This window comes from Halorubrum sp. FL23, assembly GCF_052439115.2.
Classification (GTDB): Archaea; Halobacteriota; Halobacteria; order Halobacteriales; family Haloferacaceae; genus Halorubrum; species Halorubrum persicum.
Genome location: NZ_JBQVRO020000005.1, coordinates 1 through 21,922 on the forward strand (window position 1 = coordinate 1; position 21,922 = coordinate 21,922).

The 21,922-nt window shown below is 69.1% G+C and carries 18 protein-coding genes, 1 tRNA gene and 1 pseudogene; 9 read left to right on the forward strand and 11 right to left on the reverse strand.

The window, feature by feature from the left end:
• Positions 1-70: pseudogene (locus ACT4MF_RS07420) on the forward strand (IS6 family transposase); the annotation flags it as partial.
• 92 nt (positions 71-162) lie between these two features.
• Here the strand turns inward: ACT4MF_RS07420 and ACT4MF_RS07425 are convergent.
• The 7 genes from ACT4MF_RS07425 to pdxS form a co-directional block, all read right to left on the reverse strand.
• Complete coding sequence (locus tag ACT4MF_RS07425; protein ID WP_099253995.1) at positions 163-942, reverse strand: ABC transporter permease; 780 nt, start codon at positions 940-942, stop codon at positions 163-165.
• Positions 908-2,224, reverse strand: coding sequence for an ABC transporter substrate-binding protein (locus ACT4MF_RS07430; protein ID WP_444682365.1), 1,317 nt, complete (start codon positions 2,222-2,224; stop codon positions 908-910). Before ACT4MF_RS07430 ends, ACT4MF_RS07425 begins: the two co-directional genes overlap by 35 nt.
• A complete protein-coding gene (locus tag ACT4MF_RS07435; RefSeq protein ID WP_099253997.1) occupies positions 2,221-3,084 on the reverse strand; it encodes an ABC transporter ATP-binding protein in 864 nt (287 codons plus the stop codon). Before ACT4MF_RS07435 ends, ACT4MF_RS07430 begins: the two co-directional genes overlap by 4 nt.
• Positions 3,085-3,087: 3 nt before the next feature.
• A complete protein-coding gene (locus tag ACT4MF_RS07440) occupies positions 3,088-4,041 on the reverse strand; it encodes an ABC transporter substrate-binding protein (protein WP_099253998.1) in 954 nt (317 codons plus the stop codon).
• A gap of 246 nt (positions 4,042-4,287) precedes the next feature.
• Positions 4,288-5,076, reverse strand: a complete 789-nt coding sequence (locus tag ACT4MF_RS07445; RefSeq protein ID WP_444682364.1) for an Nmad3 family putative nucleotide modification protein — start codon at positions 5,074-5,076, stop codon at positions 4,288-4,290.
• A 22-nt stretch (positions 5,077-5,098) separates the two neighbouring features.
• A complete protein-coding gene (locus ACT4MF_RS07450) occupies positions 5,099-5,692 on the reverse strand; it encodes a DJ-1/PfpI family protein (RefSeq protein WP_444682363.1) in 594 nt (197 codons plus the stop codon).
• Between the two features lie 143 nt (positions 5,693-5,835).
• Positions 5,836-6,744, reverse strand: coding sequence for a pyridoxal 5'-phosphate synthase lyase subunit PdxS (gene pdxS / locus ACT4MF_RS07455; protein WP_444682362.1), 909 nt, complete (start codon positions 6,742-6,744; stop codon positions 5,836-5,838).
• Between the two features lie 145 nt (positions 6,745-6,889).
• On the opposite strand from pdxS, the gene mobA reads away from it, so the two are divergent.
• Positions 6,890-7,579, forward strand: a complete 690-nt coding sequence (gene mobA / locus ACT4MF_RS07460; protein WP_099254002.1) for a molybdenum cofactor guanylyltransferase — start codon at positions 6,890-6,892, stop codon at positions 7,577-7,579.
• Between the two features lie 27 nt (positions 7,580-7,606).
• Here the strand turns inward: mobA and ACT4MF_RS07465 are convergent, their stop codons facing one another.
• Together ACT4MF_RS07465 and ACT4MF_RS07470 are read right to left on the reverse strand one after the other, a co-directional pair.
• A complete protein-coding gene (locus ACT4MF_RS07465) occupies positions 7,607-8,170 on the reverse strand; it encodes a J domain-containing protein (protein ID WP_444682361.1) in 564 nt (187 codons plus the stop codon).
• Between the two features lie 101 nt (positions 8,171-8,271).
• On the reverse strand, positions 8,272-8,997 hold the full coding sequence (locus ACT4MF_RS07470; RefSeq protein ID WP_444682360.1) for a hypothetical protein: 726 nt from the start codon (positions 8,995-8,997) through the stop codon (positions 8,272-8,274).
• A 94-nt stretch (positions 8,998-9,091) separates the two neighbouring features.
• On the opposite strand from ACT4MF_RS07470, the gene mutS reads away from it, so the two are divergent.
• Positions 9,092-11,947, forward strand: coding sequence for a DNA mismatch repair protein MutS (mutS, locus tag ACT4MF_RS07475; RefSeq protein WP_444682359.1), 2,856 nt, complete (start codon positions 9,092-9,094; stop codon positions 11,945-11,947).
• Positions 11,937-13,637, forward strand: coding sequence for a DNA mismatch repair endonuclease MutL (gene mutL, locus ACT4MF_RS07480; protein WP_444682358.1), 1,701 nt, complete (start codon positions 11,937-11,939; stop codon positions 13,635-13,637). The genes mutS and mutL overlap by 11 nt, the downstream gene beginning before the upstream one ends.
• Before the next feature lie 22 nt (positions 13,638-13,659).
• On the opposite strand, the gene ACT4MF_RS07485 is transcribed toward mutL, so the two are convergent.
• Together ACT4MF_RS07485 and ACT4MF_RS07490 are read right to left on the reverse strand one after the other, a co-directional pair.
• Positions 13,660-14,871: a mechanosensitive ion channel family protein gene (locus ACT4MF_RS07485; RefSeq protein WP_444682357.1), complete on the reverse strand. Its 1,212-nt coding sequence runs from the start codon at positions 14,869-14,871 to the stop codon at positions 13,660-13,662.
• An 84-nt stretch (positions 14,872-14,955) separates the two neighbouring features.
• A complete protein-coding gene (locus tag ACT4MF_RS07490; protein ID WP_444682356.1) occupies positions 14,956-16,332 on the reverse strand; it encodes a DUF7115 domain-containing protein in 1,377 nt (458 codons plus the stop codon).
• Between the two features lie 194 nt (positions 16,333-16,526).
• Here ACT4MF_RS07490 and ACT4MF_RS07495 point away from each other — a divergent pair.
• The 5 genes from ACT4MF_RS07495 to ACT4MF_RS07515 all read left to right on the forward strand — a co-directional run bounded on the left by ACT4MF_RS07495 (position 16,527) and on the right by ACT4MF_RS07515 (position 21,523).
• Positions 16,527-16,680: transfer RNA gene (locus ACT4MF_RS07495), tRNA-Met, on the forward strand.
• A gap of 155 nt (positions 16,681-16,835) precedes the next feature.
• The gene (locus ACT4MF_RS07500; RefSeq protein WP_444682355.1) at positions 16,836-16,973 is read left to right on the forward strand and encodes a hypothetical protein; all 138 of its coding nucleotides are present in this window, start codon (positions 16,836-16,838) and stop codon (positions 16,971-16,973) included.
• Positions 16,966-17,172: a hypothetical protein gene (locus ACT4MF_RS07505; RefSeq protein ID WP_444682354.1), complete on the forward strand. Its 207-nt coding sequence runs from the start codon at positions 16,966-16,968 to the stop codon at positions 17,170-17,172. Before ACT4MF_RS07500 ends, ACT4MF_RS07505 begins: the two co-directional genes overlap by 8 nt.
• Positions 17,165-17,455, forward strand: a complete 291-nt coding sequence (locus ACT4MF_RS07510; RefSeq protein ID WP_444682353.1) for a homing endonuclease associated repeat-containing protein — start codon at positions 17,165-17,167, stop codon at positions 17,453-17,455. Before ACT4MF_RS07505 ends, ACT4MF_RS07510 begins: the two co-directional genes overlap by 8 nt.
• A 438-nt stretch (positions 17,456-17,893) precedes the next feature.
• Positions 17,894-21,523 carry a BGTF surface domain-containing protein gene (locus ACT4MF_RS07515; protein ID WP_444682352.1) on the forward strand — a complete coding sequence of 1,210 codons (3,630 nt, stop codon included), beginning with the start codon at positions 17,894-17,896 and terminating at the stop codon, positions 21,521-21,523.
• Positions 21,524-21,922: the final 399 nt, after the last annotated feature.

Sequence of the window (21,922 nt, forward strand, 5' to 3'; positions counted from 1 at the left end):
TGTCGCGCTCGAGACAGCTCAAAATTGGCTCGAAGCCCTCGCCGTCTACCACAATTCACGCCAAACTTAACGCGACCAAGCCGGCGTGTGAAACCGGCGTGCGAAACCGGCGTGCAGAACCGGCGCGCGCGACGGCGTCGGGGGAGGGAGAAGCGAGACCGGCTATCCCCAGTTCCACCGGGCGTGGAGCCGGCGGACGGAGAGGTCGAGCCAGAAGCCGATGAAGCCGATCACCAGCATGATCGCCGGGATCTCCGCGTAAGAGAACCGGTCGCGGGCGTCGAGGATGAGGTAGCCCAACCCGGTGTTGACCCCGAGCATCTCCGCGGGGACGAGGATGATCCAGAGGATCCCGATCGAGAGGCGGATCCCGGTGAGCATGTCCGGGATCACCGCGGGGACGACGACCCGGCGGAGCAACGCGCGCGTGTCACCGCCGAGCGACTCGCCGACCGTGATCCAGTCGTCGTCGATGGTCCCGATGCCGTGAGCGGTGTTCAACACGATCGGCCAGAGGCCGGCCATGAACATGACGAACACCGCCGACCGGGTCCCCACGCCGAAGACGATGATGGCGATGGGGAACCACGCCAGCGGCGAGATCATCCGCATGAACTGGAACAGCACGGTCGTGGCGCGCTCGGCCGCCGCGAAGTAGCCGACGACGACCCCCACCGGGAGCCCGACCGCCAGACAGAGGCCGAGCGCGACCGCGAACCGGTAGAGGCTGACGAACACGTGGTCGTAGAACTCGGGCGACACCACCAGCTCCGCGAGGACGGCGAACGTCGCCGCCGGCGCGAAGTTGGTGATGATGCCGCTTCCGAGCGCCGTCACCGTCCACCAGACGGCGAGGCCGACGAGGAGGCCGACCGCCGGAAGCAGGCGGTCGGTCTCCCCGAGCAGCTCAGAACCGTATCGTCTCTTGTCTCTCGTAGCCATCTTCTTCAGGTACGTCGAACGCCGGCGGTCCGCCGGCGTCTTCCAGCGCTGTGCGAACGGGGTCGTACGCGACGAGGTCGTCGGCGACGGTCGCGGGGTCGAGCTCGTCGAGGAAGGCGTCCTCGCCCTCTACGCGCGTCTCGCTCATGCGGCGGATCAGCTCCTCCGTGTACGACGGGTACGGGTACGGGTAGAAGCCGATGCGGTCGATGTCCCAGTCGGCGTTCCGGATCGCGCCCGACTCGAGGTACGGCTCGTGCTCGTCGTAGTGGGTGAGCGCGCGGTCGATCGGCTCCGGCCCCTGCGGGAGCAGGCCGCTCCCCTCAGAGGAGAGCAGCCGCGCCGCCTCCGACCGGTTCTCGCGGAGGTACTGTTGGGCGTCGACGAGCCCGCCCATCACGTCGGTCGTCCACTCGGGCTGCGACTGCACCAGCTCCTCGCGCATCACGACGACGCAGCAGGCGTGCTCGCGCCAGACGTCGCCGGTGAACCGCAGTATCTTGCCGCCGGCGTCGAGCTCGCCGATCGCGTTGAACGGCTCGGCGACGATGTACCCCTCGATGGAGCCGTTTTCGAGCGCCGCGGGCATGTCCGGCGGGGGCGTCACGACGAGGTTCACCTCGTCGTCCGCCACGGCGTCCGCCGAGGAGTCGGTCCGGGGCGTGAGTCCGTGCTCGCGGAGCCCCATCTGGAGGATCACGTTGTGGATCGAGTACCAGAACGGGACGGCGACGGTGCCGCCGCCGAGGTCCGACCACTCGTCGATCTCCTGCTGGACGGTGAGCGCGGAGCCGTCCGTGTGGTCCCACGCGACGACCTGCACGTTCGCGTCCAGCTCGTCGCCGTAGCGCATCCACACCGTCATCGGCATGAGGAAGTGCGCGACGTTCACCTCGCCGGAGAGGAACGCCTCCGCGAGGTCCGACCAGCCGCGGAACAGGGTTGGCTCCGCGGCGTCGACGCCGTGGTCGGCGAAGTGGTCGTTGGCGTACCCCGTCAGGAGGGGCGCCGCGTCCGTGATCGGGAGGTAGCCGATCTCCGCGGTCGGCGGGCCGTCGTCGCCGCCGCTCCCGCCGCCGAGACAGCCGGCGGTCGAGCCGACGCCGGCCGCCGCGAGCGACGCCAGCCCGGACTCCTTCATGAACTCGCGCCGCGAGAGCCCGCTCGTGCGGGCCTTCTCCGACGGGTTCCGCCAGCCGGCGCCGCCGACGAGTTCGCGCGCGCTCGCCGCGACGTCGGGGTCGACGCTGTCGTCGCGGTTTGCGGAGTGTTCGTGCGTCATTCGAGCCCCACCGCCTCCAGGCGTTCGAAGGTCGCCGCGCGCTCCGCGAGGAACGCCTCGTCGTCGCGCGAGCGCGTCTCGCTGTCGATCCGCTCGACGTGTTCGATGCCGGCGGGGACCGGCCCCATGATCGCGACGCGGTCGCCGAGGTACACCGCCTCGTCGATGTCGTGGGTGACGAAGACGGCGGTGACGCCGAGCTCGTCGACGATCCGGAGCAGCTCGTCCTGCAGCTCCATCTTCGTCAGCTGGTCGAGCGCGGAGAACGGCTCGTCCAGCAGCAGCACGTCGGGGTCGTTCGCGAGGGTCCGCGCGAGCGACGCGCGCTGCGCCATCCCGCCGGACAGGTCGGACGTGTCGGCGTCGGCGACGCCGTCGAGTCCGACCAGTTCGAGCAGCTCGTCGACGTGGTCGGCGTCGGGCGTCTCGCCGCGGAGGCGCGGGCCGATCTCGACGTTCTCGCGCACCGAGAGCCACGGGTAGAGGAGCGGGTCCTGAAAGACGACGCCCCACCGGTAGTCGGGGCCCGTCACCGCCTCGCCGTCGATCTCGACGCGGCCGTCGGTCGGCTCTTCGAGTCCCGCGAGCAGGTGCAGCAGCGTCGTCTTGCCGCAGCCGGACGGGCCGAGCAGACAGCAGACCTCGCCGGGCGCGACCCGGAGGTCGAGCCCGTCGAAGACGAGGGTGTCGTCGTACCGCTTCGTGAGGTCGCCGGCGACGATCGGCGCCGCGTCGGCGGCGTGACGACCGACCGTCTCGGCACCGTCGGCGGCGGCGCCGACCGGGGACGCGGCGTCGGACCGGCCACCGGACCCGTCAGCGTCATCGTCGGCCGCCGCCGGACGGGACTCGAGGGACATCGGTTAGTCCGCCGTCGCCTCGGGCTCGTCTTCCTCGGACTCGGCCTCGTCGTCCGGGATGACGCCCTCGTTATCGAGCTCCTCTGCGGTGCCGATGTCGGCGTCGTCCGGGACGAATCCCTTCTCGCGCATCCACTCCGTCGTCGCGCCGATCCGGTCCTCGTCGGGGGCACGCACGGGGAGGAACTCGCGGAGCTCGAACTCCTCGCGGAGCCGCTCGAAGTTCACGTCGTCGAAGGCCGCCTTGTCGGCCGCCTCGTCCTCGAGGAGCGCGACGTAGCGGTCGGTGTACCCGTCGAGGTCGTCGTTGATGTCGGCGACCGCGCGGTTCAGCGCCGCGAGGAACCCCTCCAGCTTCTCCGGGTCGGGCTGCTCGCGCGTCGTGATGGCGGCGCGGCACGGGCCGTCGAACACCTCCTTCAGCTCCTCGTCGTAGCGGCCGAGGGTGACGAACGGCTCCAGAACCGCGATGGAGTCGACCTCGCCGTCCTTCACCGCGTCGAAGCGGTCCTCGGCCTCGCCGACGTGTTCGAGGACGATCTCGTCGTCCTCGAACCCCTCGTTCTCCAGCATCTCCCGCATCGAGTAGAACGAGGTGGCGTACTTGTTGATCCCGACGGAGCGGCCGCGCAGGTCGTCGATCGTCTCCGCGTCGTCGGCGGCGTCGACGAAGACGACGCGGTCCCACTCGCTGTAGGAGCCGACGATGTCGCGGTCGGTCTCGGAGACCTCCTGCACCGCGTTCCACTCGCAGACGCCGTGGGTGCCGCCGTCCTCGTCCATGTCGTCCCACCAGTCGGCGTCGAAGGCGTTCTCGCCCTCGAACTCCTGCGTCCCCGGCGCGAAGTACGAGAGGTCGGCGTCGACGCCCTCGTCCTCGAAGTACCCGTTCTCCTCCGCCACGTCCTGCACGAGTCTCCACGTGAAGTATTCGTGGGAGACATTGAGATCTGACATCGAATGTCTCTTGGTTTTATTGTAAGGTATAGCTCCGGAAACCGACAAGCATGAGCGGTGAAACCGTCTTCGCGCAAATGTTGCGACGGCCGACGAGCCTCGTTCATTGACGCTTCGACAGAATCACCGTAACGTCCCGTTACGTCCCGAGACACGCCCGTTCTGCGGCAGCGACCGTGAGCCGTTCGCACTCGGGAAATCGGCAACATTTGTCTCATCCTGCGTCGCTGGAGAGAAGTCGGCCACTCAGCCCCTCTCAACGCGATTCAGCAGGGTTTCGGTCGCGTCGGCGTCGAACGACATGGGTCGTCGCCACCACGGCCCCTTCCCGGAGTCGCTGGAGAGCGCCGTGACGAGGCGGTTCGCGTCCGCGCCAGCCTCGGGCGTGCTCAGCGGGACGACGCGCTCGAAGAGCCCGGAGGCCGTCGGGTCGCCGGCGACGACGACCCGCGCGTCGAACGGGTCGCGCTTCAGGTGGGCGTTGGTCGGCGCGAGCGCGGCCGCCGCGTCGCGGTCGACGGCGCGGTCGCCGTCACCGACCGCGAGCACCCGCTCGACGCGGATCCCGGCGAAGAGGTACGCGCCCCAGTCGGGCGCGATGTCGTCGTCGGGATCGAGGCCGCCGGCGTCCGCGTCGCGACCGCCGGTCTCGCCCGGTCCGACCCACCCGTGGGGGCGCAGCGACAGCGTCGCGTAGAAGAACAGCCAGTCGCCCGGTTCGAGGCCGGCGATCCGACCGGCCTTCACGCCGTGGGGGTCGCCGTAGGTCGCGCGGTCGCGGCCGTGGACGCCGGGGAATTCCGGATCCATGTGGACCGGGGTCTCGCGCAGGTCGGCGGGCACCGCGAAGGGGAGATTGAGGTCGCCGTAGGTCGGGAGGGGTTCGTCCACCGGGAACCGCTCGCGCGGGAGCGTCGCCGCCGACTCCGGGATCGGCACGTACGCGAACGACCCGTCGGGGTAGACGGGGCCGCGGAAGTCGGGTTGGTTCGTGTTGGCGGCGACGTTGACGGCGACGGCGCGGGGGTCGGTCACGAAAAGCGGGGATCCGGGCGCGTCAGTCCACCGCGGGGGCGGGCGTGCCGTGTTCGATCTCGGTGCCGAGCAGGTCGAGGAACTGCGCGATCCACTCGGGGTGGTCGGGCCACGCCTGCCCCGTGACGAGGTTCCCGTCGGTCGTCACGCCGTCGACCCACGAGCAGCCGGCGGCCTCGACCTCGGGCCTGACCGCGGGGTAGGCGGTGAGCTCGTAGCCGTCGAGCACGCCCGCGGCCGCGAGGATCTGCGGACCGTGACAGATCGACGCGACCGGCTTGTCGGCCTCGAAGAAGTGCCGCACCGCGTCGAGCACCTCCTCGTACCCCCGCAGGTACTCGGGCGCGCGCCCGCCGGGGACCACCAGCGCGTCGTACTCCGTCGGGTCGATCTCGTCGAATCCGTGGGTGAGTTCGAAGTCGTGACCGCGGGTCTCCAAGTACGTCTGGTCGCCCCGGAAGTCGTGGATCGCGGTCTTGACCGTCTCTCCGTCCGCCTTTTCCGGACAGACGGCGTGGACCTCGTGCCCGACCGCCTGCAGCGCCTGGAACGGAACCATGATCTCGTAGTCTTCGCCGAAGTCCCCGACGATCATCAGTATCTGTTGTCCTGTCATGTGTACAACACCACTGCCACCTACGTCCCGATCGGTCATAACGGTACTGGCAGGTGGTGGCACGGCTCGAGGCGAACGATATCACGACGCAGCCGCTCGATCGAAGCGCGTCCGAGGAGGTGCGGACGCTTTCGCGCCGTCGTTCAGACGCCGCGGCCCTGCAGCTGCTCCTCTTCGCTCATGTCCTCGTTCGACTGACCCTTCATCCCCTTGCCGATGCCGGAGGCGATGTCGGCGAGTTCGTCGGGGTCGTCCCAGTTGTTGACGGCCTCGACGATCGCGTTCCCCATCTCGACCGGGTCCTCCGCGCCGAAGATACCGGAGCCGACGAAGATGCCGTCACACCCGTGGTGCATCATCAGGGCGGCGTCGGCGGGCGTCGCGATGCCACCGGCCGCGAAGTTGACGACCGGGAGTCGACCGGCCTCGGCAGTCTCGTGGACCAGATCGCGGGGGGCGCCGTGTTCGCGGGCCCACTTCTCTCGCTCCTCGTGGTTGAGCCCGGTGAGCGTCCGGATCTGGTTTTTGATCGTGCGCTGGTGTTGGACGGCCTGATTCACGTCGCCGGTGCCGGCCTCGCCCTTCGTTCGGATCATCGCCGCGCCCTCGCGGATGCGGCGGAGCGCCTCGGGGAGGTTCCGGGCGCCGCAGACGAACGGCGACGCGAACTCCCGCTTGTCGATGTGGTACTCGTCGTCGGCGGGCGTGAGCACCTCCGACTCGTCGATCATGTCGACGCCGAGCGACTCGAGAATCTCCGCCTCCTTGCGGTGGCCGATCCGGGATTTCCCCATCACCGGGATCGACACCTCGTCGATGATCTCGGTGACGTTCTGCGGGTCGGGCATCCGCGCGACGCCGCCGCGCTTGCGGATGTCGGCCGGGACCGCTTCGAGCGCCATCACCGCGACAGCGCCGGCGTCCTCCGCGATCCGCGCCTGCTCGCGGGTGACGACGTCCATGATCACGCCGCCCTTCTGCATCCGCGCGAAGCCGCGCTTGACTAGGTCGGTCCCCCGCTTCAGCTCCTCCAGATCCGTGGCCTCTGCCATGTCCGATCGGTGGGCCGCCGGCCACTTAACGGGTCGCTTTACCCGGAGTTGGAGGGGTATCGTCGGGTCGGTCCCGGAGCGTCGGCGCCGACCGGATTCCCGAGCGATCGCAACCGCGAAGGCCCTCGGGGGCGAGACGCGAGCCGTGACGACCGGAGCCATCCTCGCCGGGGGGCGCTCGACGCGCTTCGGCGACCGCGATAAGGCGACCACCCCGCTCGCGGGCGTCCCCATGGTCCGCCGCGTCGCGGACCGGCTCGCCGGCGACGCCGACCCGGTTCCGCCGGGTGCCGACCGCGCCGCCGGCGGCGACCCGATCGTCGACGAGCTCGTGATCAGCTGTCGCCCCGATCAGCGGGAGGCGATCGCCAGCGCGCTCGGGGGGCTCTCGCTCCCGCTCCGCTGGGCGATCGACGACGAGGCGGGTCTGGGGCCGGTCGCGGGGATCCAGAACGCCTGCCGGACCGCCGCCGCCGAGTACGTCGCCGTCGTCGCCTGCGACATGCCGTTCGTCGACCCGTCGTTTCTCGCGGGGCTCACCGACGACGCCGCGGGACGCGACGCCGCGATCCCCCGGCTCGACGACGGCTGGCTCCAGACGACGCAGGCGGTGTACCGCGCGGAGCCGATGGCGGCCGCCTGCGAGCGCGCCCTGGCCCGGGGCGACCGAAAAGTGCTGGCGCCGATCGACGGGCTCGACCGCGTCGTGGTTGGCGACGCCGCGATCCGCGAGCGCACCGCGGAGCGGACGTTCACCAACGTCAACACGCGGACGGAGCTCGCGGAGGCGGAGGCCGTGGTCTCGGAGGCCCTCACCGACACCGACGCCCGGTGATCGAACGGGGGTGTCGAACGCCCGCCGTCACTCCCGTAACAGCTCGTACGCCTCGTTCAGCTCCTTGAACGCCGCCTCGTCGCCCGCCTCCCCGTCCGGGTGGAGCCGCTTCGCCCGCTCCCGGTAGGCGGACCGAATCGTCTCGCTGTCGGCGGTCCGGTCGACCCCGAGCGTCGCGTACGCCTCGCGCTCGGACATCCCGCTCGCCGACGGAGCGCGGTCGCGGGGGTCGCGACCGTCGGCGCCGCCGGCTCCGGATCGAGCTCCGCGACCGCCGGTGCCGCCCGCCGCTCCGCGACCGAACCCGCCGTCCGTCGCGCCGGCCGAGCGGTACGCGGATCGACGGTGTTCGGCGGCCCGTGCGCGCTGTCGGGCCCGTGCGCGCTCTCCGGGCCCCACCTGCGCGGCCTCGCGTTGGACGCGGTCGCGGAGCCGGCCGCTGGCGTGGTACCAGAAGAAGTACGAGACGACGGCGAACGGAACGGCGACCGCCAACAGGACGGGGGAGACGACGACTCCGGCGACGAGCAGGAGGGCCGTCAGGCCGATGAACGTCGCTGCCATGCCGACGACGATCGCGCGGTTCGTCACGGTCTCCCTCAGGGCTCCATCGTTGTAAGCGCTCGGGCGGAAGGCGAGCGCTCCGGGCGGATATCGGGCAACGGCGTGTTCGATCGCACGGGGGCGATCGCTCAGGCGAGGGTGTCGCTCCCGCCGAGGCCGTCCACGGAGTGGCGGACGTACTGGACCGCGATCCCGGCGACGAACAGCGCCGCGAACGCGGGGTTCGAGAGCGTCGCCTGCTCGACGAACGCCACGGGCTCGCCGGCGGCGACGGCTCGCCAGACGGGGACGGTCGTCGCCACGAGCCCGGCGCCCAACGCGACGAGCGACAGCGTGATGATTGAGTCGTAGTACCGTAGCGCGAGGAGTCCGGCGACCGCACCGACGACCACCGCGATCAGGAGGAACCGCTGAAACGCGGGCTGTGAGAGCAGCGACGACTCGATCGCCGCGTCCACCGCGACCGCGTCGGCCCCGGACGCTCCGGGGCGGTAGAACTGCCGGAGGAGCGATTCGCCGGCGGTCAACACCAGCACGGCGAGGGTCGCGAAGACGAACGCCGCGATCGACACCGCGAACCGCGCCGCCAGCGGGATCAGCACTCGACCGAGCACGGTGCCGATCAGCACGGCCGCCCCGGCGAGGAGCAGCCGTTCCCCGCCGACCGGCGGGGCCGCCGTGAGCTCGGGGACCACCACCCAGCCGACGAACCCGCCGACGATCGCGCCGCCGAGCCAGCTGATCCATCCGAGCACGTGGTCCTTGAGGTCGTACGCGCTGACGACCAACACGGCTCCGACGAGGGTGTTCACCGCGAGCACCGACAGCGCGAACGGCCCCGACGAAAGTGACATTCGTTGACACTATTCGGCGATCGACTTAGTTGTCCGGGCGACACCGCCGCCCGGCTCCGCACCGCTTATGCCCGCGGGCGACCGGACTCGTGGTATGCCGACTGCGGACCGCGAGACGGTGACCGGGCTCCCGCCGGGGATCGCCGACGCCCGCGAGGAGCTGACGCCGATGCTCTCGCAGTACGCCGACCTGTGTGCGGCCCACGAGGACGCCCTCGTGCTGTTCCAGGTCGGCGACTTCTACGAGGCGTTCTGCGAGGCTGCCGAGGCGGTCGCCCGCGTCTGCGAGGTGACGCTGACGGAGCGCTCCGACTCGACGGGCGACTACCCGATGGCGGGCGTGCCCATCGACAACGCCGCCCCCTATCTCGAATCGCTGCTCGACGCGGGGTACCGCGTCGCCCTCGGCGACCAGGTCGAGGACGCCGAGCAGGCGTCGGGGCTCGTCGACCGGGCCGTCACCGAGGTGATCACGCCCGGCACCGTCGTCGAGGACGAGCTGCTGGACGCCGGGACGACGAACTACGTGGCGGCGGTGGCGGCCGGGGAGGGTGACGGCGGGACCGGCGCCGAGCCGGACGCCGTCGGCCTCGCCGCCGTCGACGTCTCCACCGGCGAGTGCCTCGTCACGTCGGGCGACCGCGATGCGGTCGCGGAGGAGCTCGACCGGGTCGCCCCCGCGGAGCTGATCGCCGGGCCGGACGCCCCCGCCTTCGAGCCGGCCGACGCCGAGCGGGGGTGGACGACCCACGCGTACGACGACGCCGTCTTCGAGCGGCGGGCCGCGATCGAGCGGCTGGAGCCGTACCTCCCCGCCCCCGACCGCCGGTTCGAGGGGGACGCCGAGCTCCGCGCCGCCGGCGCCGTCCTCGCGTACGCCGAGTACACGCAGGGCGACGACGGCCCGCTCTCGTACGTCACCCGGATCCGGCGGTACGACCCGCGCGACCGCCTCCGGCTCGACGCGGCCGCCCAGCGCAGCCTCGAACTGTTCGAGAACCGGGGGTTGGGCGCCAGCGACACCCTCTTCGACGCGCTCGACGAGACCAGCTGCGCGCTCGGCCGCCGGTGCCTCGAACGGTGGCTCCGGCGCCCGCTCGTGGACGCCGACGCGATCCGGAGCCGCCACGACGCCGTCGGCGAGCTGGCCGACCGCACGCTCGTTCGCGAGGGGCTCGCCGACGCGCTCGGGGCGGCCTACGACCTCGAACGCCTCGTCGGACGGATCTCCCGAGGGCGCGCCGACGCGCGCGACCTGCGCTCGCTGCACGCGACGCTCGCGGTCGTGCCGGCGCTGAAGGCGACGCTGGCGGGGGCGGATGGCGACACCGACGCGGACGCCGACAGCCCCCGCACCGACCACCTCCGCGACCTCCGCGACCGGCTCGACGAGCTGGTCGAGGTCCGCGAGCTGATCGACGAGGCGATCGCCGCGAACCCCCCACCGGAGATCACCGAGGGCGGCGTCGTCCGGGAGGGGTTCGACGACGACCTCGACGACCTCCGGGCCACCGAGCGCGAGGGGCGCGAGTGGGTCGCGGAGCTCGAGGCGAGCGAGCGCGAGCGCACCGGCATCGACTCGCTGTCGGTCGGCCACAATCAGGTCCACGGCTACTACATCGAGGTGACCGACGCCAACCTCGATCGCGTCCCCGACGACTACCGCCGCCGGCAGACGCTGAAGAACAGCGAGCGCTACTACACCCCCGAGCTGAAGGAGCGCGAGGAGGAGATCGTCGGCGCCGCGGAGCGCGCGGACGCCCTCGAGTACGAGCTGTTCGTCGACGTGCGCGAGCGCGTCGCGAGCGAGACGGAGCGGATACAGGGGCTCGCGGACGCCATCGCCGAGCTCGACGCGCTCCGCTCGCTGGCGAGCGTCGCCGTCGAGCACGACTACGTCCGCCCGGCGATCGTCGACGACCCCGACGCAGGGGTCGAGATCGAGGGGGGACGCCATCCAGTCGTCGAGCGCGCCGAGGAGTCGTTCGTGCCGAACGACGCGGACCTCCCGCGCGGGTCGGTCGCGGTGATCACGGGGCCGAACATGAGCGGGAAGTCGACGTACATGCGGTCGGTGGCGCTCGCGGTCGTGCTCGCGCAGACCGGCTCGTTCGTCCCCGCGCAGGCGGCCTCGCTCCCCGTCTTCGACCGGCTGTTCACCCGTGTCGGCGCCTCCGACGACATCGCCGGCGGCCAGTCGACGTTCATGCGCGAGATGAGCGAGCTGACGGAGATCCTCCACGACGCCGGCCCGGACTCGCTCGTCCTCCTCGACGAGGTTGGCCGCGGGACCGCCACGACCGACGGGCGGGCCATCGCCCGCGCCGCCGCCGAGTTCATCCACGACGAGCTGGGCGCGACCGCGCTGTTCGCCACCCACTACCACGACCTGACCGACCTCGCGGCGGAGCGGGAGCGCGTCTTCAACCTCCACTTCACGGCGACCCGCGAGGGCGGCGACGTGACGTTCCTCCACCGGGTCGTCCCCGGCGCCTCCTCCTCCTCGTACGGCGTCGAGGTCGCCGAGCTCGCCGGCGTTCCGACTCCGGTCGTGAATCGCTCCCGCGACCTCGTGAGCGCGGAGACCGGGGAGGCAGCCGACGCCGATGGCTCGACCGACCCCGGTGGGTCGACCGACGCCGAGGCCTCGGCCGACATCGGAAACTGGGACGACACCGAGGACTCGGCCGACGACGAGGAGGGCGACGCCTCGCTCCGGGAGTTCCTCGCGGAGGACGAGGGCGACGACGCCGCGGACGGGGGCGACGACACCGGAACCGCCGCCGGCGACGCGGACCCCGGACGGAAGGGCGGTTCGGAACCGTCGTCAGCCGAGTCCGACCCCGATCTGGCCGCCGCTCTCCACGACCTCGACCTCGCCCGGATGACGCCGATCGAGGCGCTGAACGCCCTCCACGACCTCCAGTCGCGAGTCGACGATGAGGGGTGAGGACCGCGTCCGTCGGCTCGACCCCGCCACCGTCGACCGGATCGCCGCCGGGGAGGTTGTCACCCGCCCCGCTCGGGTCGTCGGCGAGCTGATCGACAACGCGCTCGACGCCGGCGCGTCGCGGGTCGAGATCGCGGTGGAGAGCGACGGCACCGACCGCGTCCGGGTGGCCGACGACGGCCGGGGAATGAGCCGCGAGGACGCCCGGCTCGCGGTCGAGCGCCACGCGACGAGCAAGCTCGCGCCCGGCGGCGACCCGGTCGGCGTCGGCTCGCTCGGCTTCCGCGGCGAGGCGCTGGCCGCGATCGCCGAGGCGGCTCGGCTCGAACTCGTCACGAGCGACGGCGACGCGGTCGGAACGCGGGTGGTCGTCGACGGAACGGAGAGCGACGGCGGTGCCGCGGACCCGACCGTCGCCGACGCCGGGCGCGCTCGCGGCACGACCGTCGTGGTCGAGGACCTGTTCGCGACCCGGCCCGCGCGCCGGGAGTCGCTCGCGGGGCCGGCGGCCGAGTTCGCGCGGGTCTCATCGCTGGTCGCCGACTACGCGCTGGCGAACCCTACGGTGGCGTTCACGCTCGACCACGGTGGGTCGCGGACCCTCTCGACCCCCGGATCCGGCATCACGGAGGCGTTGCTCGGCGTGTACGACCGCGAGACCGCGAGCCGCTCGACGGAGATCGCGGCGAGCGTCGAGGACGCGGCGGGGGGAGACGAATCCGGCTCGATCGAGGTCGGCGGCGCCCTCGCGTACCCCTCGGTGACCCGTTCCTCGCGCGATCACGTCCGGATCTCGGTGAACGGGCGCCCCGTCCGGAACGACCGGCTCGCGGCCGCGGTCCGGGCCGGGTACGGCCGGCTGATCCCGGACGGCCGCGAGCCGGTGGCCGCCGTGGACGTCTCGCTGCCGCCGGCCCGCGTGGACCCGAACGTTCACCCGGCGAAGCGGGAGGTCGGGCTCCGAGACGCCGACGCGGTCGCGGACGCCGTCGAGTCGGTCGTCGCCGACGCGCTCACGGGCGCCGACCTCCGGCGGAAGGCCGAGGTGGACACCGGACTCGACGGGGCGCTGGAGCCCGTCGGCGGCGACGAGGGGGAGCGCCCGGCGGCCTTCGCGGACGCGACGCCGATCGGGACGTTCCGCGACCTGTACCTCCTCGCCGAGGCCGGCGACGAGCTGCTCGTCATCGACGGCCACGCCGCCCACGAGCGCGTGAACTACGAGCGGCTCGCCCGGGCGTTCGACGGCGAGGCGGTGCCGACCGCCGCCCTCGACCCGGCGGCGACCGTGTCGCTGTCGGCCGACGAGGCGGCGGCCGCGGAGGCGCACGCCGACGCCCTCGCCGCGCTCGGGTTCGAGACGGAGCCGTTCGGCGGCGGGACCGTCCGGCTCCGGACCGTCCCGGCGCCGTTCGGGAGAGCGGCCGACGCGGCCGCGTTCCGGGACGCACTCGCGACGCTCTCGGACGGGGAGCCGCCGCGAGACGCGCGGGACGCGCTGCTCGCCGACCTCGCGTGTCACCCGTCGCTGAAGCGGGGAGAGATCGGCGCGCTCGACGCGGGGGAACTGCGGTCGCTGCTCGACCGGCTCGGCGAGTGCGACCGCCCGTACGCGTGTCCGCACGGGCGGCCGACCGTCCTCTCGGTGACCGAGTCGACGTTCGCGGCGGGGTTCGGTCGGGACCGGTGAGGGGTCGCTGTCCCCGTCCGCGCTAGGTGGGGCGGTCGCTCGGGCGCCCGTCGCTGCGGCGAGCCGCGCGCTCGACGGTCTCGCCCGTCTCCGGCGTTCCCGGCGGGTACGACACGGTCCGCTGCGGGTACGGGATGGATATCCCGGCGTCCGCGAAGCGGTCCTGTATCAGCCCGACGGCCGTCGCCTTCGAGCGCCAGCGCGCCTGCGGCGTCGGCGGCTCGATCCAGAACCGGAGGTCGAGGAGGATCGCGGAGTCGCCGAACCCGGAGGGGATCACGTACGGCTTCGGGTTGTTGGCGATGGTCTCGATCTCAGTCAGCACCTCCTCGGCGATCTCGCTGGCTTCGTCGGGGTCGTCGTCGTAGCCGATCCCGACCTCCATGTGGATCCGGAGCCGCCCCTCGCGGCTCCGGTTCGTGATCGCCTGGTTGGTGACGAGGTCGTTGGGCACGACGACGTACTCGCCGTCGAAGTTCCGCATGTGCGTGTTCATGATCGTGATCTCGGTGACGAACCCCTCCTCGTCGCCGATCTCCACCCAGTCGCCGATCTCGAAGGGGCGCGCGAACATCAGCACGAAGCCCGCGATCAGCGACCCGAGGGTCTGGCGGGCCGCCATCCCGAGCACGATCCCGAGGAACCCGGCGCCGACGAGGAGGCCGCCGAGGTTCACGCCCCAGATGCCGAGGACGGTTACCCCGGCGATCACCAGCACGCCGACCTGCATGATCCGGCTGAGCAGCTGCTCCTGGTGAGCGGTGATGCGGTCGCTGTCGGCCGAGAGGTCCTCGACGTACTCGTCTAACACGTCGCTCGCGACGTAGGCGGTGCCGAGGAGCATCGCGGAGAGGAACGCCCGCGCGCCGATCGTCAAGGCGTTCTCCGCGACCGGGAGCACCGCGACGACGACCGCGAACTGGCCCCACAGCGCCAGAATCGCGACGGCCGCGAGCGCGAACAGCGCGAGCTGGAAGAGGCCGACGAGCAGGCGCAGCGCGAACGACGTCGGGAGCGCCTCCCGCATCGTCTCGAGCGAACTCTCGCCGCGCCCGTCGAGGAACCGCTCCAGCCAGCGCGTCGTCACTCGTTCGCCGGTCCGAACGGCCCGAGGGAGGAGCAGCCAGCCGACGGCGAGCGTCGCAAGCAGAATCCCGGCGGTCACGGCGACGCGGGCCTCCGTGCTCGCGACGCTCCCCAACAGCGCGTCGAGTCGCGTCAGTTGTGCGGTCACTGTCCGACGGTTTCCCTTCGCGGTTAAAAATCGTCTCCGACAGCTATCGATCGAGAGAACTGGGCGCAGGCGACGGCGTCAGCGTCAGCGACCGCGGCGGAGCTCCTCGATGAGCTGTTCGATGAGCGCGGACTGCCTGTCGAGGCGCTCGGACTGCTGTTCGACGGTGTGACGCAGCTCGGCCACCTCCGTCGCGAGGTCCTCGCCCTCGACGCCGGCGCTCTCGAACGGTGAGCCGTCGAAGGCGTCTGCCTCGGTCGTCTCGGCCGTCTCGGGCGTGTCCCCCGTTTCGACGGTGTCGGTCGCCGCGATCTCCTCCGCGGTGGCCTCCCCCGCGGCGTCGCTCGCGAAGCCGGCCTCTGACCGCGCCGCCGGGTCGGCGTCGACGACCGGCTCCGGCTCGGAATCCGCGATCGGGTCGTCGGCGAGCGGATCGTCGCCGAGCGGGTCCGAGTCGACGGCGTGGCCGGCGACCGGCTCCTCGACCGACTCCGCGCTCGGCGCATCCGCGGGGTCCTCGACGGGCGAGGACGAACGCTCACTGCGCCTCGACGCCTCGCCCCGCGCCGGCTCCCCGTCGCGCGTCCGGGCCTCGCCGGCCGCCGTCTCGCTTCCGGCGACGGGCTCCGGCTCGGAGCGTGTCGTCGCGTCGGGCTCGGCCTCCGAAACGGGGCTCGGATCCGACGGGGCCTCGGTCCCCGGTTCCGCTTCCGCCTCCGCGTCGGCGACCGGCGACGCCGACAGCGGATCGGGGCCCTCGCCGAAGTCGGTGGTGCTGCCGCTGTCTCCCGCGGCGTCCGCGGCCACGCCGTCGTCGTCCTCGTCGGCGACGGTCACGCGGAACTCCTCCAGGCTGTCGACGCCGTAGTACGAGCAGAGGGCGTCGACGAGCGTCTCGCGGACCGCGCGAGCCGACTCGTTGGGCGCTTTGAACCGCTCGGAACGCCCGCCGTGCGTCAACACGACCGCGGTGGCGACCGTTCCCTCCTCGAAGTCGAGGTCGGTGATGTCGTCGTAGGCGAACTCCTCGAACTCCTCGTCCCAGACGGCGGAGCCGACGTGTTTGACCAGCCGGTTGCTGGTGACGACGAGGGTGAGCTCGGAGAAGCGGAAGGTGCGGACGACGGACTCGCCGGGGTCGGTGACGCCCGTGGCGGAGAGGACGCCGGCGAGGATCGGGTGGAGCACGTCGTCGGCGCGCTTGGCCGGCACCGAGATGGTCTCGTCGCCGTCGAGGCCGTAGCCGAGGGTGAGTTTCGCCTTGCGGCGACCCGTCGAGACCGCGATTCGCTCGACGTCGTGGGAGTACTCCGAGACCGACTCGTCCGACAGCAGCCCGTCGCCGCGATAGACGAGCGTCCGCGTCGGCGTGACCGCGAGCCGGTCGGCTCCCCCGAGCGGGACCTCGGCCACGACCTCCTCGTCGCCGACGGTCCCCGCGAGCAGTTCGGGAAGGCTCATATCCCGGAGATACGACCCGCCGGCCATAAATCCGCGGGGTCCGCGTCGGCAACGGTTACGGGGGTGGTTGCGGATGGGATGGACGGGACCGTCGCGGTCGGGGTTCTCCGCCGACCCTGTAGACTCTGTCACCGGTTCGCAACCTTCCGACGGATGGGAAGGTTAAAGGGTTTCATCGCGGTACGGAGAGGTGAGGCCGGGTGGCTTAGCTGGACATAGCGCCGCACTCATAGGGTTCGGAGATTCGGTGCGGTGACGCCTTGGAAGCGTCCGCGTCCTTCCCGTGGCTCCGCCGAGCCTCGGACCTGGGACATGCGGAGATCGTGGGTTCGGAGCCCACCCCGGCCATTCACTATATTGTTTATATTTCTAGTTATAAACCCCGTAATCAGGGTTTTAGACGGTCTCAACGCGGATCCTGTTCTGTCGGACGTTCGAAACACACACCAAATACGGCGATAGCGAGTGGCTCACCGGGTGCTACAACGGAGGTGACCGCGTAGATGGCGGTCTCATCCGGCCGTTCTGCGGCGCACTCGGTTGTCGTGAAGACGCCGAGGTCATCATTCGCAACCGGTACGGCGTACCGCTACGCCTGCGACGAGCACGCCGACGACGGCGAGGTGGTCGACGATGTCTGAGAGCGATGTCTCCGCCCGTGACGCCCTCGCGATCGCACAGCGGTCGCTCGCACGCTTCCAGGAGGTCGAGGACGAACTGCGTGGCGACCTCGAAGAGACGAACGAGACTGTCGACCAGCTCCAAGACGACCTGACCGCGATCCGAGCGCCCTCTCTGCAGACGAGAAGGTCGGCAACCCAGCCCTACAGACATGCGTGAATATGTCTTACACAGTGAACAGACGTACACGAGACGGTTCGGCTCGTGGTTGGCGGCGCTCGAGGCGGCCGGCTTCGATCCCGATCGCGGCCCGACTGACGCCGAGCTGCTCGCCGAGCTCCGACGACTGCGCGACGACCTCGAGAAGCAGCCCTCCGCGCAGGACATGTCCGACCACGGCGCCTACGGGACGACTACGTACGTGCGTCACTTCGGGTCGTGGTCGGCGGCGCTTGAGGAAGCGTTCGACGGAGAGGGTGACAGAAACGGGGAGTCCGGGTGAGCCCGACGCGCCGGTCGACGTGCGTCCGGCAGCCAGAAGGGCAATCGCGGTGTACCCAACCCAACAACACTGTCTGATGCCCCGCTGCGGGCTCACACGATACTACTCGGCCGCGTTTGGTAAGTGTTCTGTTAGAGCGATGCTCGCAGTCGGTGTCGGCGTTCCCTCGGGGTGCTGAGCGGTGCAGATCCGCCTGAACGCAAATCCGGCGTTTGACGGGTTCTCGCGGGCATTGGTACGGTTTCACACGCCACGAAATAGACACAAAGTATTTACCAAGACCGCCACTCGTTCTGAGTGCAGTACCCCACCCGATGTGCTAGAGCAAGTAACCCTGACCCGAGTCCACTTGTGCCCTCGATGCAGTGTTGGTCGATCGACGAATGGGCGTCAGGCGATGGAGAAAGCTGCTAGCGCGATGCAGAACGAAACTACACAATGACAAACGAAACAAACTATCGCAAGAAGACCAGCGCGGTCCTCTTTGCGGCGATCATGGTTGTGTCCATGTTTGCGGCCGGTTTCGCTGCAGCACCTGCTGCGGCGCTCACCGTCGGCAATAATGGACTCTCCGCTTCCACGGGAAGCGATATTCCGGTCGACTCGACTGGAACGCAAGATGTAACGTTCAACATCGACGTTGAATCAGGCGATACTGACGTCCCCGTCACACTGGATGTGTCCGACACGTCCGACTTCAGTAGCTTCTCTGTCAATTCGGTTTCGACTTCCGCTTCTGGAGTCACAATCAGCAGTGATGGGACGGTCGATAGTGGTCTACACACCCTGACTGTCACCAAAGATAACGGTGATCAGGAGGCAGAGGACGCCACGATCACTATCACGTACGACTACGACAGTAATGGCGCCTCTGCCGGTAGTGCAGCCCACGACATCTACGTAGACCAGACTGACGCCAGCGGTGATGCAGATGGGTCTGCTTCCTACAGCGTCACATCGAGTGCCGTTGTGGGCGGTATCGCTGCCTCCACCACTGATGCTGACCCCGGTCAGCAGGTTGAGGTGACTGGTGTTAAGACGCAGAACAACGACGACCACGTCGCTGTCTGGACGACCGACGGCGATGGTAACCCGGAAACCCCCCTCGGCTCCACGCAGGTTGGCGCTGGTGGCTCGACGGCAGTAACCGTTGGTCTTGACGAACCGTACACGAGCGAGCAGGAACTGATCGCTGCTGTCCACCCGAACGACGGTGGTAGCCCGGATCAGGGACAGATCTACGCGACTGCCTCGGGTACCGTGACGCCGACCGCAAATGCGATTGCGGTCACGACTGGTGCGTCCGAACTTGAGCCCGGTCAGACGACGGCCGCAACTGCGACGGCGACCTACGAAGGTACCAACGGAGAAACTGGTACTGCCGATGTCACGAGCGACGTGACCTTCGACAGCGATAACACGGGCAGTATCACTATTAGCGGCAACACGCTGTACGCACAGAATCAGTTCGGCCAGTCTAATATCGGTCTCGCGAACAACTTCCAGAGCGTCGCAACCGGTGACGTCACCGAGACAACGGTCTCTGTCGTCAGCGATGCTTCTGGCGGTAGTAGCAATGCGGATGTCCAGTTCCTTGACGACGACTTCGCGTACCAGGGTCAGGACGTCCTCGTGGACCTTTCCGACACTGGTCAGAGCGTCGGTAGTACGGTGCGCCTGCGTCAGGTCGACAGCTTCGACAACAACAACATTGACTCGAGCAGCAACGTCGAGCAGCTCAACGTCGAACGTGCAGATACGTACGACCAGTTCGACCTTTCGGGTGCGGGTCTCGCTAACGACGACCCGGTCGTCCTCGTCGAGACGGACGACCTCGAAAGCGCTGACTTCTTCATCCGTGGTAGCGGGATCGCCGAGATCCGCGCGAACACGTTCGAAGTCGGCACGCAGAGTCTGAGCGCCGAGTTCGACGATGATTCGGTTAACGACGCTGGCTCGCAGGCCCGCACGGACCTCGACATCTCGTCGAACCGTGCCAGCTACAGCCTGAACGTCAGTGCCGACGGCGACCTCTCCGACGAGGAGCTGTACGGCATCTTCGCGCCTGGGCACTCGGACAGCTTCAGTGACCTTCCGGTCTACGAGTACGACGAGTCTCAGGACGACAACCTCAACCAGATCGACGGTGGTACCGGTCTGGCCGGTAGCTTCGGCGTTGCTCGCTACCAGGACAGCGAGGAGGACGCTGACGAGAAGATCGTTCTCGTCGGCTTCAGCGACGAAGAGTACGAAGTCGACTTCACGGACATTGACACGGGCGACTACGACATCGACTTCAACTCGACTGACACGGAAGCCTCTGACGCTGGCTCCATCACGGTCGAGGAGCAGGACACCGGCGCAGGCTGGAGTGAGGGCGTTTACTCCCAGTCTGCTGGTGACGTCGTCGAGATGAGTGTCGAACTTGAAGACGCTGAGGACGCGTACGTCCAGGTCGGTGACGAAGACTCCGGCTACGTCGACATCCTCTACATTGAGGACGACGACGACGACGACGAAGTGACCTTCCAGGTCAACACGCGTACTGTCGGAACCACTGGCGCTGACTCGTACTACTCCGACGAGGACATCGTCGAGAGTATGGCTGAGGACAACAGCGGCCAGATCAACGACGAGTTCTCCGATGTCACCTTCCACGACGAGGAGGTTGACTCGGGAACCACGTTCAGCACCCTCGACGACTACCGCGATGCGCTTGACGTTGAGCCGCTTGTCCGTCCGCTTCAGCCGACGGACTATCCGGTTGCAGTGAACGGTAACGGCGACTTCGTCGTGAACGACGATGACGAGTCCGAGCTCGACGACGAGCTCGACCTCGCCACGATCGACCTGGTGGCGCCCGAACTGGGCGACATCACCACGTGGACCGCGCCGTCTGACAGCGCCGACGAGAACGACAACCTCACGGAGGTCCTCGACACGGTGTCCGAGCGGTCGGAAATCGCCGAGGACGACCGCCTGGTCATCCAGGTTGAGGCGTCGGGTCTCTACGGTGCGATGGTCCAGAAGGAAGGCGACTACGAGGCACTCGATAACGGCTTCGAGCCGCAGACGGTGCAGGAGGTGCTCGACGAGGACGGTGAGGGCATCAACATCGATGTTGAGGCCCAGTCCTCCACGGGCAATCAGCAGGCGACTTCGCTCAACTTCGGCGGCAGCGCCGACACTGGCGACGTCTTCACGCTGGTCGACAACGATGCCGGTGAGATGTACATCATCGTCGACACGAGTTCGAGTGATGCGTGGTCCGGTTCGAGCGGCGTCGAAGCCGGCGACGACTTCGACGTTGAAGTCGAATACGAAACGGACGACGACAACCGCTACGAGTTCTTCAACAACGGATTCGAAGCGAACGGTCCGTTCAACGGCGCCGCTGACGGTGACAGCACCGCGAACGACCCCGCGTACCCGTACTTCATGGCTGACAGTACGGTGACGTCCACGGGCGAGTTCAGCATCGTTGAGGAGGACGCTGAGTTCGACAACCTCAACAACAACGATGAGGTTGAGGTCGAAGTGAGCGAGACCGCAGAGGTCTCCGGTACGACGAGCGTTGCGCCTGGCTCGGATGCCAGCGTCCGCATTCGCTCCGCGGATGGCGTCTCGCCCTCGTTCGTCGAAACGGCTGACGCCGAGATCAGCGAGGACGGCTCGTTCTCGGCCGAGTTCGACCTGAGCGGTAACGCTGCCAACGACACGGGTACGGTCAACTTCCGTGTCGAGGGCAGCTCGATCTCGAACTCCGACATGGTCCTCATCGAGGAAGTGCAGGATGAGGATGGTGAGGACGGTAGCGACGACGGCGAAGACGGCAGCGACGACGGCGAAGACGGTAGCGACGACGGTGAGGACGGTTCCGACGACGGTGAGGACGGCTCCGACGGAACTGACGACGGCTCCGACGGAACTGACGATGGTTCCGACGGTGAGGACGGCTCCGACGACGGCGGTGACGGCTCCGAAGACGGCACGCCCGGCTTCGGTGCGCTCGTCGCCCTCGTCGCCCTCATCGCGGCTGCGCTCCTCGCGACGCGGCGTAACGAGTAACGCAGCAGCGACTCACCACACTCGCTAACTATCGGCCCTCGCGGGCCGACCCCGTGCGGTCTTTCTTTATCGCGCCACGCCTCGACCGCTGAGCGACTGCTGTCAACGTCGTGTTGGGGATCCGTCTTGCCCCCCTGAATGAAAAGACCGAGGCCGCTACGTGTCGAGCAGCGCGTCACGCGTGGGAACAGTCACCCGCGGACGCCCGACATCGGTTCCGAGGTGGTATCAACAGTCGAGATGCTGATGAGCGCCGAACAATGGTCACTTCAAGGAGACACGCCGAGCGACGGACACGCTGGTACCACGGTCGAAACGATGTCGTAACACCACAACACACATACGAACGCGGTTGCAGAGCAGCTGCGGCTCGCCAAAGAGAACGGCACCCTCCCGACG